Origin of the sequence: Microbacterium sp. Se63.02b (genome assembly GCF_014171575.1) — a bacterium.
Lineage (GTDB): Bacteria > Actinomycetota > Actinomycetes > Actinomycetales > Microbacteriaceae > Microbacterium.
Window position 1 is genome coordinate 1,441,784 of the sequence record NZ_CP050453.1, and the last position, 14,350, is coordinate 1,456,133.

Below are 14,350 nucleotides of genomic sequence, written 5' to 3' on the forward strand. Positions count from 1 at the left end.
ACGAAAAGTGAAAAGAAACAGGACTGCCCTCGCGGGTATCGGTCTGCTCTCCGTCGGCGCTATCGCCCTGGCGGGGTGCGCATCCGGCGACGACAACGGCAGCGGTGAAGGCGGCGGCGAGGCTTCGACCGGCATCGTCACGGTGCAGAGCAACGAGCCCCAGAACCCGCTCCTGCCCGCAGTGACTAACGAGGTCGGCGGCGGACTCGTTCTGCAGAACATCTTCGCCGGTCTCGTCTACTACGAAGCCGATGGTGCTCTCGCCAACGACCTCGCCGAGTCGATCGAGTCGGACGACAACCAGACCTGGACGATCAAGATCAAGGAGGGTGAGGAGTTCAGCGACGGCACCCCCGTGACCGCGGAGTCCTTCACCGAGGCGTGGCAGTACGCCGCGTCCGACCCCGCCTTCGAGAACCAGTGGTGGTTCGCGAACTTCTCCGGCTACAGCGCCGACGCCGTGAAGGAAGACTCCCTCGCGCTCGATGTCGTCGACGACACGACCTTCACGGTCGAGCTCGCCGCCCCGCAGTCGGACTTCCCGACCACGCTCGGCTACCAGGTGTTCGCGCCGCTGCCCGAGTCGTTCTTCGACGACCCCGAGGCGTTCGGTCAGGCACCGGTCGGCAACGGCCCGTACGTGCTCGACAAGTGGGAGCACGACTCCGTGATCTCGCTGCTTCCGAACGAGAGCTACGACGGTCCGCGCAAGGCGATGAACGGCGGGGTCGACCTCGTCAGCTACGCCACCGCCGAGGCCGCGTACACCGATCTGCTCTCGGACAACCTCGACGTGCTCAACCCCGGCGTGCCGCCGACGGCTCTGGCCACGTACAAGGACGACCTGGGCGACCGTGCCGTCGACCAGCCGGCCGCGATCTGGGAGGGTCTGACCATCCCCTCGCGTCTCGCGCACTTCGGCAACGACGAAGAGGGCAACCTGCGTCGTCAGGCCATCTCCTACGCGATCGACCGCGACGAGGTCACCGATGTGATCTTCGAGGGCACCCGTACTCCGGCCGTCGACTACACCTCCCCGGTCATCGCGGGCTGGAACGATGAGATCGCCGGCTCCGAGGTCACGCACGCCGACGCCACCAAGGCGAAGGACCTGTGGGCTCAGGCCGACGCCATCTCGCCGTGGAGCGGCACGTTCACGATCGCGTACAACGCCGATGGTGGACACCAGGCGTGGGTCGACGCCGTGTCGAACCAGATCAAGAACACGCTCGGCATCGACGCTGCGGGTCAGTCGTTCCCTGACCTCGCGACGCTCCGCGAGGAGATCAAGAACCGTTCGCTGAACGCCGCGACGCGTTCGGGCTGGCAGTTCGACTACCCGGGTGCGTACAACATCCTGGGTGCGCTGTTCATCACCGGCGCCGGCTCCAACGACGGCGACTACTCGAACCCCGAGTACGACAAGCTCGTCCAGGAGGGCGCGACGGCACCGTCGGTCGAAGAGGGCAACAAGCTCTTCGAGCAGGCGCAGGAGGTCCTATTTAAGGACCTGCCCGTGCTGCCCCTCTGGTACCGCTCGACGAATGCCGGGTTCTCGACGCTGGTTGACAACGTCGAGTACGGCTGGGATAGCTGGCCGATCATCTTCGAGATCACCAAGGCCGGCGAGTAACACTCCCGCTCTGATCTGAACCCGCCGTGCGGGGCGATGCGCAAAGCGTCGCCCCGCACGGCGCGGTTCGGTTCACGCTATGACTGCTTACATCATTCGTCGCCTGCTCCAGGCGATACCCGTCTTCCTCGGGGCGACCTTCCTGATCTTCTCGATGGTCTTCCTGCTTCCGGGCGACCCGATCCTCGCTCTGTTCGGCGACAAGACGCCGACCGACGCGCAGTACGCCGCCTTGCAGGCGCAGTACCACCTGGACCAGCCGTTCTTCACGCGCTACCTGATCTACCTCGGCGACCTGTTCCGCGGTGACCTGGGAACGACCTTCCGCGGTCAGAGCGTCAACGAGATCCTCGCCGCGAAGTTCCCGGTGACGCTCCGCCTCGCGCTGCTGGCGATCGTCATCCAGCTCCTCTTCGGGGTCGTCGTCGGCCTCATCTCGGGCCTGCGCAAGAACAGCCTGTTCGACCACGCCTCGATGCTGCTGAGCCTCGTGCTGATCTCGATCCCGGTGTTCGTGCTCGCGTTCATCGCGCAGTACTTCCTCGCGATCGAGTTGCATCTGTTCCGGCCGACCGTCGGCAGAGGCGCGCCATGGGCCGACCTGATATTGCCGGCGATCGTCCTGGCCGCTCTCAACTTCGCCTACGTCGTCCGCCTCACCCGCAACTCGGTCATCGAGACGCGTCAGCAGGACTTCGTGCGGATGGCCTTCGGCAAGGGGCTCCCCACGCGGCGCGTCATCCCGGTGCACGTGCTGCGCAACTCGCTCATCCCCGTGACGACGAACCTCGCTGCCGACTTCGGCATCCTGATCGTCGGCGCCACCGTCACCGAGGGCGTGTTCAACGTGCCGGGCATCGGAAACGAGCTGTTCAAGGCCATCAACCAGCACGACGGGCCGGAGATCGTCTCGATCGTGACCGTGCTCGTCGTGATCTACGTCCTGGTCAACCTGTTCATCGACCTGCTCTACGGTGTGCTCGACCCGAGGATCCGCTATGTCCGATAACCGTCCCACCCGCCGTATGGCGCACTACGTGGCCGAGGCCGACGAGGGCGGCCTCGGCGCCGTCGACGCCGTCCGCGTCAGCGAGCGCAAGAGCAACCTGTGGCTCGACGCCTGGCGCGACCTCCGTGGTCGCTGGATGTTCTGGACCGCCGGCGTCTTCGTCGTGATCCTGGTCATCATCGCGTCGTTCCCCGACCTGTTCGCTCCGGTCGACCCGTTCCAGTGCGATTTGAAATTCTCGAACGACCCGCCATCCGCAGGACATCCGTTCGGTTACACCTTCCAGGGCTGCGACGTGTATTCGCGCGTCGTCCACGGCGCCGGCACCTCGCTGTCGGTCGGCATCCTGGTGACCATCATCATCGCCGCCATGGGAATCGTGATCGGCGCGTTCGCCGGCTTCTTCGGAGGCTGGATCGACTCGCTGCTCATGCGCATCGGCGACATGTTCTTCGCGATCCCCTACGTGCTGGCCGCTGTCGTCATCATGTCGATGTTCCTGGACAACCGGAACATCCTCGTGGTCTCGCTCGCGATCGGCTTCTTCGGGTGGCCCGCCGTGGCGCGCATCCTCCGCGCCGAGATCCTGCGGGTGCGCTCCGCCGACTACGTGATGGCATCCGAGGCGCTCGGGGTCTCCCGGGTGCGCACGATGTTCTCGCACGTCATGCCCAACTCGATCGCTCCGGTGATCGTGCTCAGCACGGTCGGTCTGGCCGCAGCCATCACGGCCGAGGCCACGCTGTCCTTCCTGGGAGTCGGCCTGCCGCCGGAGTTCATCTCCTGGGGCAACGACATCGCCATGGCGCAGCAGCGTCTGCGTACCGATCCGATGCCGCTGATCTATCCGTCGATCGCCCTCTCGCTCACCGTGCTGTCGTTCATCATGCTCGGCGAGACGGTGCGTGACGCGCTCGACCCGAAGGCGAGGGCACTGCGATGACCGCCGACCACAACACCGACGTCCCTCTGCTCTCGATCGAGAACCTGGAGGTCGCGTTCAAGACGCAGGACGGCTTCGTGCCGGCCGTGCGCGGCGTGAGCTTCGACATCTATCCGGGCGAGACCATGGCGATCGTGGGCGAGTCCGGTTCGGGCAAGTCGACCACTGCGCACGCGATCATCAACCTGCTGCCCGGCAGTGGCAAGGTCACGGGTGGCGCCGTCAAGTTCGAAGGGCGCGACCTCACGAAGCTCGGGCGCTCCGAGATCGAGCACGTGCGGGGCAACCTCATCGGCCTGGTTCCCCAGGACCCGATGAACAGCCTCAACCCGGTGCACCGCATCGGGTTCCAGGTCGAGGAGACGATCCTCGCGAACGGGCAGGCCGATGGCCGCAAGGCCGCGCGCAAGCGTGCGATCCAGGTGTTGCAGGAGGCAGGGCTCGCCGACGCCGATCGGCGTCTGCGTCAGTTCCCGCACGAGTTCTCGGGCGGCATGCGCCAGCGCGTCCTCATCGGCATCGGGCTCTCCTCCGATCCGAAGCTGCTGATCGCCGACGAGCCCACCAGTGCGCTCGACGTCACGGTGCAGAAGCGCATCCTCGATCACCTCGACACCCTCACGAAGGAGCGCAACACCGCGGTCCTGTTCATCACACACGACCTCGGCCTCGCTGCCGAGCGTGCCGAGAACCTCGTCGTGATGCACCGTGGTCGCATCGTGGAGTCGGGCCCCGCTCTGGAGATCCTGCAGAATCCGCAGCACCCGTACACGCAGCGCCTGGTCGCCGCGGCGCCGAGCCTGGCGTCGAAGCGCATCCAGACCGCCGTGTCCGGTGATGTGGATCCTCTCGCCGAGGTGCTCACGGAGGCCACGGGCACGGTCGATCTCGCATCGCTCGCGCACACCGAGGTGGTGCCGGCCGAACCGGTCATCGAGTTCCGCGACGTCACGAAGGTCTACAAGATCCGGGGGAGCGGCTTCCGCTCCACCGACTTCACGGCCGTCGACAAGATGTCGTTCCAGGTGCCGAAGGGCTCCACGATGGCGATCGTCGGCGAGTCGGGGTCCGGCAAGTCCACGGCTGCCAAGATGCTGTTGCGCCTGGAGACCAAGACGTCGGGCTCGATCCTGGTGAACGGGCGCGACACCGACACGCTCTCGCGGCCCGAACTCCAGGCCCTCCGTCGCCAGATGCAGCCGGTGTTCCAGGACCCCTACGGATCCTTGGACCCGCTGCACAACATCGGCAACACCGTGGCGGAGCCGCTGCGCGTGCACGGTGTGGGCGACAGCGCGTCGCGGCGCAAGCGCGTGCTCGAGGTGCTCGATCAGGTGGCGCTCCCTTCGAGCGTCGCCGACCGGTATCCGAACGAGTTGTCCGGCGGTCAGCGACAGCGCGTCGCGATCGCCAGGGCGCTGGCCCTCAAGCCGGAGATCGTGGTGCTGGACGAGGCCGTGTCGGCGCTGGACGTCCTGGTGCAGGCACAGGTGCTGAACCTGCTCGCCGAGCTCCAGTCCGAGCTGGACCTGACCTATCTGTTCATCACCCACGACCTCGCTGTCGTGCGCGTGATCGCAGACCGGGTCTGCGTCATGGAGCAGGGCCGCGTCGTCGAGCACGGCACCGTGGATGACATCTTCGCGAACCCGCAGCAGGAGTACACCGAGCGTCTGCTCCAGGCGATCCCCGGTGCGGCTATCACGCTCGGCGGCCACTGACCGTGAGTGGGAGCGAGCAGTCGGAGGGTGTGCGGACATTCCGCGCACCCTCCGGTCCCGCCGCGGTGGTCATCGGATCGCTGCTTGCCGTGTTCCTGCTCGGCGATGCCGTCCTGCGGGCAGGCTGGGGGCAGATGCTGCTGCTGGCGCCGTGGGTCCTCCTCGTGCTGTGGATCGTGTACGTGAACTCCTATGCATCGTCGGTGCGCATCGACGATGAGGGCGTCGCGGTGCAGAACCTGCTCCGCCGCATCGAGTTCGGCTGGCGGCGGGTGCGCGATGTGGAGCTGCGCTGGCAGCTGGTGTTCTCTCTCGACGACGGCAGCGATGTGTCGTGCTACGGCGGTCCCGCGAAGGCGGGTTCGTTTCGGATGCCGACGCGCGGCGACAGCGAGGAGCGGGTGCCGGCGGGGCTCCGTGCGCTGGCCGAGATCGAACAGCGCCGTGACGCGGCCTCGCTCGCCGCGGATGCGCCGATCCGTCGGAGCTGGGACCGCCCGGCGTTGGTCGCGCTCGCGGTGATCGTCGTGTGGGCGATCCTCGCGATCCTCATCGCGAACGCCGGCTGACCGGCCCCCGCTCAGCCGGACCGACTGCCGCTCAACCAGGGAGGCCGAACAGGTCGGGCCACATCGACGCAGCCCAGGGGTAGCCGACGAACGCTGCGGCGTCGATCAGGAAGTGGGCGACCAGGAACGGCATCAGCCGTCCGCTGCGCTGGTAGAGCCAGCCGAACAGCAGACCCATCGCGAGGTTCCCGATGAACGCGGGGTACCCCTGGTAGAGGTGATAGCTCGCACGCAGGACCGCGGTGCCGACGATGATCCACCAAGGTCCCCAGCCGAGCTGTCTGAGCCGGGTGAAGAGGTAGCCGAGGAGGACGACCTCTTCCTGCAGGGCGGCGCGCGCCGCGGACAGCAGCAGCACGGGCACAGTCCACCAGTAGGCGTCGATCCCCGCGGGGTCGATCGCCACCGTGAGACCGAGTGCGCGTCCGGCGAAGTAGAGCCCGAGCCCGGGGATGCCGATCGCGAGCACGAGGACGACGCCTCGTCCGACATCCGCGCCGGTCTTCGTGCCGTCGAGGCCGAGACGGCCCAGGTGCGGTCGTCGGGACTGCCAGAGCAGGAAGCACACCAACAGCACAGGGATGAGCGAGAATCCGATCGCGAGCACCTGATAGACGAGGTCGAAGGCCTCCCTGTCGCTGCGGGAGGGGTTGAGCTTCGCGACCTGATCGGCGATCGGTATCTCGTCGGTGAGACGGTAGACGAACTGCACGACCGCGTACACCGCCGACTGGCCGAGGCCCAGGGCCAGGACGATCGAGATCTCCCACCACAGTCGCGTACGGGACGGAGCGGGGGAGAGGTCGGGGAGGTCCCACGGAGCCTGCGGTCGGGTCACGATCTCGATGCTACGACCTGCTTTTCAGGAACACGCCCTGAGCTTGCGTTATCCTGAAACGTCGGCTTCCCGGCGAAACCCCACATCTTTTAGGACACCTGCATGGCGCACGCCCTTCGCTCTGACCTCCGCAACGTCGCAATCGTCGCCCACGTCGACCACGGCAAGACGACCCTCGTCGACGCCATGCTGCGTCAGACGGGCTCCTTCGGTGAACACGCCCACGTCGATGAGCGCGCCATGGACTCGAACGACCTGGAACGTGAGAAGGGCATCACGATCCTCGCCAAGAACACGGCGATCACCTACAAGGGCAAGCACGCCCAGGGCAAGGAGATCACGATCAACGTGATCGACACCCCGGGTCACGCCGACTTCGGCGGAGAGGTCGAGCGCGGCCTGTCCATGGTCGACGGCGTCGTGCTGCTTGTCGACGCGAGCGAGGGACCGCTGCCGCAGACCCGCTTCGTGCTGCGCAAGGCGCTCGAGGCCAAGCTCCCCGTCATCCTCCTGGTCAACAAGACCGACCGCCCCGACGCCCGCATCGCGGAGGTCGAGGAAGAGGCGCACGACCTGCTGCTCGGTCTCGCCTCCGACCTGGTCGACGATGTGCCCGACCTCGACGTCGACGCCCTGCTCGACGTGCCGGTGGTGTACGCGTCCGGTCGTGCCGGCGCCGCATCGCAGAACCGCCCCGCCGACGGATCGCTGCCGGACAACGACGACCTCGAGCCGCTGTTCGAGGCGATCCTCGAGCACGTCCCCGCTCCGGAGTACGACGACGAGCACCCGCTGCAGGCCTGGGTCACGAACCTCGACTCCAGCCCGTTCCTCGGCCGCCTCGCGCTGCTCCGCGTCTTCAACGGCACGCTGAAGAAGGGCCAGACCGTGGCCTGGGTCCGCGCAGACGGCACGCACCAGAACGCGCGCATCACCGAGCTCCTGAAGACCCGCGCGCTCGAGCGCTACCCGGCCGAGTCCGCCGGCCCCGGTGACATCGTCGCCATCGCCGGCTTCGAGAACATCACGATCGGTGAGACGATCGCCGACCCTGAAGACGTGCGTCCGCTGCCGGCCATCACGGTCGACGACCCCGCCATCTCGATGACGATCGGCACCAACACCTCGCCGCTCATGGGCAAGGTCAAGGGGCACAAGCTCACCGCCCGGATGGTCAAGGACCGTCTCGACAAGGAGCTCATCGGAAACGTGTCGCTCAAGGTCGTCGACATCGGACGGCCCGACGCGTGGGAGGTGCAGGGGCGTGGAGAGCTCGCCCTCGCCATCCTCGTCGAGAACATGCGCCGTGAGGGCTTCGAGCTCACCGTCGGCAAGCCGCAGGTGGTCACGAAGAAGATCGACGGCAAGACCTACGAGCCGTTCGAGCACCTCACGATCGACACTCCGGAGGAGCACCTCGGCGCGATCACGCAGCTCCTCGCGAACCGCAAGGGGCGCATGGAGAACATGACCAACCACGGCACCGGCTGGGTGCGCATGGAGTTCATCGTGCCCTCGCGCGGCCTGATCGGCTTCCGCAGCGAGTTCCTCACCACGACCCGCGGCACCGGCATCGCGAACGCGATCTCGCACGGCTACGAGCCCTGGGCGGGTTCGATCACCACGCGTCAGAACGGCTCGATCGTCGCCGACCGCCAGGGTGTCGTCACCCCGTTCGCGATGATCGCCCTGCAGGAGCGCATGTCGTTCTTCGTGCAGCCCACGCAGGAGGTCTACGAGGGCATGGTCATCGGCGAGAACTCCCGCGCCGACGACATGGACGTGAACATCACCAAGGAGAAGAAGCTCACCAACATGCGTGCGGCGAGCTCCGACACCTTCGAGTCGATGACACCGCCCCGCGTGCTGACGCTCGAGGAGAGCCTCGAGTTCGCGCGCGACGACGAATGCGTCGAGGTCACACCCGAGGTCGTCCGCATCCGCAAGGTCAACCTCGACGCGAACACCCGCGCACGGGAGACCGCGCGTCTGAAGCGTCAGGACGCGAACGCCTGAGACATCGCCGGACACAGCTCCGTGGAAGAGGGTCTCGCACCGCCGAAAGGCCGTGCGAGGCCCTCTTCTCATGTAAATCCCAGGTGAGGGCTAGTTTTCGCTCAGGTTGATCATGCAGACTCGGTCACTTGCGCCCGGGACGATCACCCGATGAGTCTCCTGAATGGGCGTGCGACCATCCGAAAGTCGACCACCCGAAAGTCGAACCCATGCTTCAGAAGACCCGTGCGCTTCGGCGCGCCTCCGCCGCGGCATCCGCTCGCGCAGCCGTCACCGCCCGACGCCCGATGACCATCCTCGGCGTGACCGCCGCGACACTCGTGGGCATCACGCTCAGCGTGGGGCTCGCGTCCACGCCCGCCGCCGGCGCCGTGAACGCCGCCGCGTCGGCAGCCGTCCCTCGCACCGTCGTCGGTGCGGAGCCCCTGGCTCAGATCGGCGAGGAGGCCAGGGTCACCCTGGTCGAGGCGAAGAGCGCCGTGCTGGCCGCCGAGGATCTCGGCGACGCGGTCGTCGCCTCGGGGCTCGACGTCGGCGGCTCGACGACCGTCGACACGGCCGCACTCGAGCAGGACATCGAGAAGCTCGCCGAGCGCGAGGTGATGCCGGTGCTGCTGATGGACATCCTCGCCGATGAGACGGCGTCCGAGACGGCTCGGGTGGTCTCCGGTACCGAAGCTCTCCAGCAGGCGCTCACCGCGGCTCAGGAGAAGAAGGCCGCGGAGGAGGCGGCACGGATCGCCGCCGAGAAGGCAGCCGCCGCCGAGAAGGCCGCAGCCGACCTGGCCGCCGCGAACACCGTCGAGGGTGCGAAGGCGACCGCGCGACAGCTGATGTCGAGCCAGTACGGGTGGGGAGCCGATCAGTTCTCGTGCCTGGAGTCGTTGTGGACCAAGGAGTCGGGCTGGAACTACCAGGCGTACAACGCCGACGGAGGAGCCACCGGCATCCCCCAGGCGCTCCCCGGCAGCAAGATGGCCGCCGCGGGGGCGGACTGGCAGACGAGCGCCGCGACCCAGGTCGCCTGGGGGCTCGGCTATATCTCGAGCGCGTACGGCAGCCCCTGCAGCGCCTGGTCGCATTCGCAGGCCATGAACTGGTACTGATCCGAAATACTCCTGTGCGGAGAGGCCGGCTGCCGCTACGGTGGCACTGACGCCTGGGGACGTCGCGGACCCCAGGAGGACACATGCTCGACCCCGTCGCATGGCAAGGCGTCGCGCAGGAGGTGTCGACCGGCGCGCTCCCGGGCTGGGACCGGGTCGAGGAGATCGTGCGCGAGGCGCATCTGCGGTACTCCTCGGAGCACGGCGGCCGTGTCGCTGACTACATCCCGGTCCTCGCGGAGGCCGACCCCGAGCTGTTCGGCCTCGCCGTCATCGAGGTCGCAGGCGGGTTGCACGACGCCGGCGATGCGATGCACGCCTTCTCGATCCAGTCGATCTCGAAGATGTTCGTCTACGCGCTGGCTATCCAGGAGCACGGGCATGAGCGGGTGCGCGAGATCGTCGGCGTGAACAACACGGGCCTGGCATTCAACTCGGTCGTCGCGTTGGAGCTCAACGACGGGCATCCGATGAATCCCATGGTCAATGCGGGCGCCATCGCGACGACCGGGCTGATACCGGGGGCGACGCCGGACGAGCAGTGGGTGCGCATCAGGGATGGACTCTCCGCCTTCGCGGGGCGGCCGCTCGCCCTCGACGATGTCGTCTACTCGTCGGAGGCGGCGACGAACGACCGCAACCGGGCGTTCGGACGTCTCCTTCGCAGTTACGGTCGGCTGGACGGCGACCCGGACGCGGTGGTCGACGTGTACACGCGCCAGTGCGCGCTCAGCGTCACCGCGCACGACCTCGCGGTCATGGGGGCGACGTTGGCGGACGGCGGCGTGAATCCCGTCACGGGGGAGCGGGTGGTCTCGGAGGAGGTCTGCCGGGACACCCTCGCCGTGGTCGCATCGACCGGGCTCTACGAGCGCTCAGGCGACTGGCTGTTCGAGATCGGTCTCCCCGCGAAGTCCGGGGTCGCCGGAGGCATCGTCGCGATCGCTCCCGGCAAGGGGGCCGTCGCGGGGTTCTCGCCGCGTCTCGACGAAGCGGGCAACTCGGTGAGGTCGCAGATGGCGATCGGCTACCTCTCGCGGGCGCTCGGGCTCAACCTCTTCGCATCCGTCCCCGCTCGTGACACGACCGGGGTCCTCTCTGCACCCCTGGAGGAGAAATGACGACCACAGAACAGACCCCGACGAAGACCTCCTGGCTGCCCATGGTCAGCCTGTTCCTCGCGCAGGTGCTGATGTCGTTCAACGTCGCTGCGCTGCCGATCTCCCTCGGCGGCATGGTGGGCGAGTTCGGCGTGCCGCCGACGGTCGCCAGCACCACCATCGTCATGTACGGGCTCGCGGTCGCGGCGCTCGTCATGACGGGAGCGAAGCTCGGACAGCGCATCGGATGGGTGCTCATCTTCCGCGTGGTCATCGCGCTGTTCGCCGGCTCGGCGGTCATGATGCTCGTCGCGCCCACGATCGCCTGGGCCATCGCCGGTCAGGCTGTCGCCGGGGCGGCGGCCGCCATCATCGTGCCGTCGATCGTGGCGCTCATCGCGGAGAACTACCGAGGACCGCAGCAGGCGACGGCGATCGGCGCGATCGGGTCCGCCCGCGCGATCTCCGGCGTCAGCGCCTTCCTCATCGGAGGCACCCTCGGGACGCTCGTGGGATGGCGCCCCATGTTCTTCATCGTGCTCGGGATCGCGGTGCTGGTCTTCGCATTGAGCTTCACGCTGCGCGGAGACAGGGGGACGCCTCGATCCGCATCGACCTGGTCGCCTCGCTGCTCATCGGCGCCGCGATCGTGCTGCTGACGTTGGGCTTCAACAACCTGAACGGCTGGGGCGCGCTCGCGGCGACGGAGGCCGCGCCGTTCAGCATCCTCGGCCTGTCGCCTGCGCCCGTGTTCATCATCGTCGGTGTGGTGCTGGGGCAGGGGTTCTTCCTGTGGACCAGGAAGCGGATGGCCGAGGGCAAGGTCCCGCTGATCGATCTGAGCGTCCTCGGCTCCGGTCGGGAACGTGCGGCGGTGTACGCGATGTTCATCGTGGTCGCGTTGGAGGCGTGCGTCAACTTCACCATCCCGCTGTACATCCAGATCGTGCAGGGGCGCACGCCGTTCGACACCTCCATCGCCATGATGCCGTTCAACCTCACCGTCTTCATCACGGCGACGCTCGTGGTGCGCTTCTACCGGCGCTTTCCGCCGCGCACGATCGGGGTGTTCGGGTTCATCCTGACCACTGCGGCGCTCGTCTGGCTGTCGTTCGTCGTGAACAACAACTGGGAGACGATCCCGACGATCGCGGGACTCATCGTGTTCGGCATCGGACAGGGCGCCCTCGTCACCCTGGTGTTCAACGTCCTCGTCACGGCTGCCCCCGCAGAACTGGCAGGGGATGTCGGTTCGTTGCGCGGGACGACCCAGAACCTCGCGTCGGCGGTGGGCACCGCGTTGGCCGGAGCCCTGCTCGTGTCGCTGCTGGCGCTGAGCGTGGGCAGGGCCGTCGTCGAGCATCCTGAGCTGCCGCCGTCGCTCGTGGCGCAGGTCGACATGGACAATCTGAACTTCATCAGCAACGACGATCTGCGGGTGGCTCTGGAATCGACGGACGCGACTCCTGCCCAGGTGGATGCGGCTGTCGCGGTGAACGAGGAGTCCCGTCTGGGCACTCTCAAGCTCGGGCTGCTGATCCTCGCCGGCATCAGCGCACTCGCGATCCTCCCCGCGTCGCGGCTGCCGCAGTACCGTCCGCACGAGATCCCCGACCCCTCGCCTGCGGGCGGGCCGGAGTGACGCTCAGCGCAGTTCGGAGATGAGCACGGCGCTGGTGCCCGGCACCGTCGCCTCGAAGATGTGCGGCGCGTCGCCGGCGTACGTGAGGTAGTCGCCGGGGTTCAGCAGCACGGGATCGCCGACGGGGCCGATCTGCGCCTGGCCCGCGATGAGGATCACGTGTTCGATGGTGCCGGCATGGTGGGGGTCGGAGCGACGCGGGTCGCCCGGCTCGGCCTGGATCAGGTAGACGTCTCGTCGCGCGCCGGGAGGACTTGCCGACAGCAGTGTCGCGCTGTAGGCCGCGGCGGAGGAGGGGACACCCGCGAGGTCGTCGGCGCGGATCAGCGTGGGAGCGTTCGCCTGCTGGTCGACCAGCACGGCGAACGGCACCCCGAGTGCCACCCCGAGGGCCCAGAGCGTCTCGACGCTGGGGTTGCCGGCGCCGCTTTCGAGCTGTGACACCGTCGCCTTCGACACACCTGCCCGTCGGGCGAGCTCGGAGACCGAGAGGCTCACAGCCTCCCGTTCACGGCGCAGCGTGCGGGCGATGCGTGTGCGGAGATCCTCCATACGTTCATCATGTCAAACGTTCGTTCGCTTGACTATCCACGCGGGACTGTTCAGAATGATAGTCATGTGTTCACTGAAGCGAACAAAGGAGTTGGGGCGGCAGGATGACCGCTGAGCGCGAGGTCTGGCGCGAGGCGCTCGGCGTCGTGCTCGCGACCAGTGCGTACGGCATCTCCTTCGGCGCGCTGGCAGTGGCATCCGGACTCGACGTGTGGCAGACGTGCGTCCTCAGCCTGCTGATGTTCACCGGGGATCGCAGTTCGCCTTCGTCGGAGTGTTCACGGCCGGCGGCCTCGCCGCGCTGCCCTCGGCGATCGCGTCGGCCGCTCTCCTCGGCGTGCGCAACGTCGCATACGGGATGCGGATGTCACCGATCGTGGCGGGCGGACCGGTCCGCAAGGCGGCAGCCGCGCACTTCACGATCGACGAGTCGACAGCGGTCGCGATCTCGCAGAGCCAGCCCCGGCTGCGGCAGCTGGGATTCTGGATCACCGGCATCGGCATCTTCGTCGGGTGGAACATCACGACTCTCGTCGGAGCCCTCGTCGGCGACGTGCTCGGCGATCCGAAGACCTGGGGGTTGGATGCGGCCGCCGCCGCCGCGTTCCTCGCGCTGCTCTGGCCGCGGCTCAAGCAACGGCAGGCGGTGGCCGTCGGCGCCGCGGCAGCCGTCGTCGCCGCGGCCTTCACGCCGCTGCTCATGCCAGGGCTCCCGGTGCTCGTCGCCGCGGTCGTCGCGATCGCGGTCGGCTGGTTCAACTGGCTCGGTCGGGCGTCGCCGCCGCGGACGGAGCAGGCGGACACCCCATCGGGAGGAGAAGCATGAGCCTCTGGAGCGCGATCCTGCTCGCCGCACTGATCTGCTTGGCGCTCAAGGCCGCCGGTTACCTCGTTCCGCCCAAAGTGCTCGAGGCACCGCGCACGGCGCGGATCTCCGACCTGTTGACAGTGGCCCTCCTCGCCGCGCTCGTCGCCGTGCAGACGCTCGGCGACGGTCAGGCGATCACGGTGGATGCCCGGGTGCCCGCTCTCCTCGTCGCCGGAGGGCTCCTCTGGCTCCGGCAGTCGTTTCTCGTGGTGGTGGTCGCGGCGGCGCTGGTCGCGGCGGTCCTGCGTCTTCTGGGCCTCGGGCAGGTTGACGACTCCTCCGCGGCCCCGCAGCCGTCGCCGGTAGGATCGACGGGTGCGCGTGAGCTGGGTGTCGAGAGTCCTGTCCTGGGT

The 14,350-nt window shown here is 67.7% G+C and carries 12 protein-coding genes and 2 pseudogenes; 12 read left to right on the top strand and 2 right to left on the bottom strand.

The genetic code is table 11. The annotated features are described in order from the left end of the window. Window positions 1-7 precede the first annotated feature (7 nt). The 5 genes from G4G29_RS07145 (at window position 8) to G4G29_RS07165 (ending at window position 5,875) form a co-directional block, all read left to right on the top strand. Window positions 8-1,633 (top strand): ABC transporter substrate-binding protein, encoded by a 1,626-nt coding sequence (locus G4G29_RS07145; protein WP_183152308.1) that lies wholly within the window; start codon window positions 8-10, stop codon window positions 1,631-1,633. 79 nt (window positions 1,634-1,712) lie between these two features. Next, the gene (locus G4G29_RS07150; protein ID WP_183152309.1) at window positions 1,713-2,642 is read left to right on the top strand and encodes an ABC transporter permease; all 930 of its coding nucleotides are present in this window, start codon (window positions 1,713-1,715) and stop codon (window positions 2,640-2,642) included. Then, window positions 2,632-3,585 carry an ABC transporter permease gene (locus G4G29_RS07155; RefSeq protein ID WP_183152310.1) on the top strand — a complete coding sequence of 318 codons (954 nt, stop codon included), beginning with the start codon at window positions 2,632-2,634 and terminating at the stop codon, window positions 3,583-3,585. Before G4G29_RS07150 ends, G4G29_RS07155 begins: the two co-directional genes overlap by 11 nt. Then, the gene (locus G4G29_RS07160) at window positions 3,582-5,306 is read left to right on the top strand and encodes an ABC transporter ATP-binding protein (RefSeq protein WP_183152311.1); all 1,725 of its coding nucleotides are present in this window, start codon (window positions 3,582-3,584) and stop codon (window positions 5,304-5,306) included. Before G4G29_RS07155 ends, G4G29_RS07160 begins: the two co-directional genes overlap by 4 nt. Window positions 5,307-5,335: 29 nt before the next feature. Then, entirely contained in the window at window positions 5,336-5,875 is a 540-nt protein-coding gene (locus G4G29_RS07165) for a PH domain-containing protein (protein ID WP_244632491.1), read from the top strand. Window positions 5,876-5,906: 31 nt separating this feature from the next. On the opposite strand, the gene G4G29_RS07170 is transcribed toward G4G29_RS07165, so the two are convergent. Next, on the bottom strand, window positions 5,907-6,713 hold the full coding sequence (locus G4G29_RS07170) for a type II CAAX endopeptidase family protein (RefSeq protein WP_183152313.1): 807 nt from the start codon (window positions 6,711-6,713) through the stop codon (window positions 5,907-5,909). Between the two features lie 102 nt (window positions 6,714-6,815). Here G4G29_RS07170 and typA point away from each other — a divergent pair, with 102 nt between their 5' ends. From typA to G4G29_RS21625, 5 genes are all read left to right on the top strand, one after another. Further along, window positions 6,816-8,729 carry a translational GTPase TypA gene (typA, locus tag G4G29_RS07175; protein WP_183152314.1) on the top strand — a complete coding sequence of 638 codons (1,914 nt, stop codon included), beginning with the start codon at window positions 6,816-6,818 and terminating at the stop codon, window positions 8,727-8,729. 209 nt (window positions 8,730-8,938) lie between these two features. Further along, window positions 8,939-9,835, top strand: coding sequence for a phospholipase (locus G4G29_RS07180; RefSeq protein ID WP_183152315.1), 897 nt, complete (start codon window positions 8,939-8,941; stop codon window positions 9,833-9,835). Between the two features lie 83 nt (window positions 9,836-9,918). Then, window positions 9,919-10,956, top strand: coding sequence for a glutaminase A (gene glsA / locus G4G29_RS07185; protein WP_183152316.1), 1,038 nt, complete (start codon window positions 9,919-9,921; stop codon window positions 10,954-10,956). After that, a complete protein-coding gene (locus G4G29_RS21620) occupies window positions 10,953-11,594 on the top strand; it encodes an MFS transporter (protein WP_244632492.1) in 642 nt (213 codons plus the stop codon). Before glsA ends, G4G29_RS21620 begins: the two co-directional genes overlap by 4 nt. Next, on the top strand, window positions 11,585-12,577 hold the full coding sequence (locus G4G29_RS21625) for an MFS transporter (RefSeq protein ID WP_244632493.1): 993 nt from the start codon (window positions 11,585-11,587) through the stop codon (window positions 12,575-12,577). The genes G4G29_RS21620 and G4G29_RS21625 overlap by 10 nt, the downstream gene beginning before the upstream one ends. A 3-nt stretch (window positions 12,578-12,580) precedes the next feature. Here the strand turns inward: G4G29_RS21625 and G4G29_RS07195 are convergent, their stop codons facing one another. Next, entirely contained in the window at window positions 12,581-13,129 is a 549-nt protein-coding gene (locus tag G4G29_RS07195; protein WP_183152317.1) for a helix-turn-helix domain-containing protein, read from the bottom strand. 104 nt (window positions 13,130-13,233) lie between these two features. On the opposite strand from G4G29_RS07195, the pseudogene G4G29_RS07200 reads away from it, so the two are divergent. Both G4G29_RS07200 and G4G29_RS07205 read left to right on the top strand, forming a co-directional pair. Then, window positions 13,234-13,955: pseudogene (locus G4G29_RS07200) on the top strand (AzlC family ABC transporter permease). After that, window positions 13,952-14,254 (top strand): annotated as a pseudogene (locus tag G4G29_RS07205) (AzlD domain-containing protein); the annotation flags it as partial. The pseudogenes G4G29_RS07200 and G4G29_RS07205, both read left to right, overlap by 4 nt. Window positions 14,255-14,350: the final 96 nt, after the last annotated feature.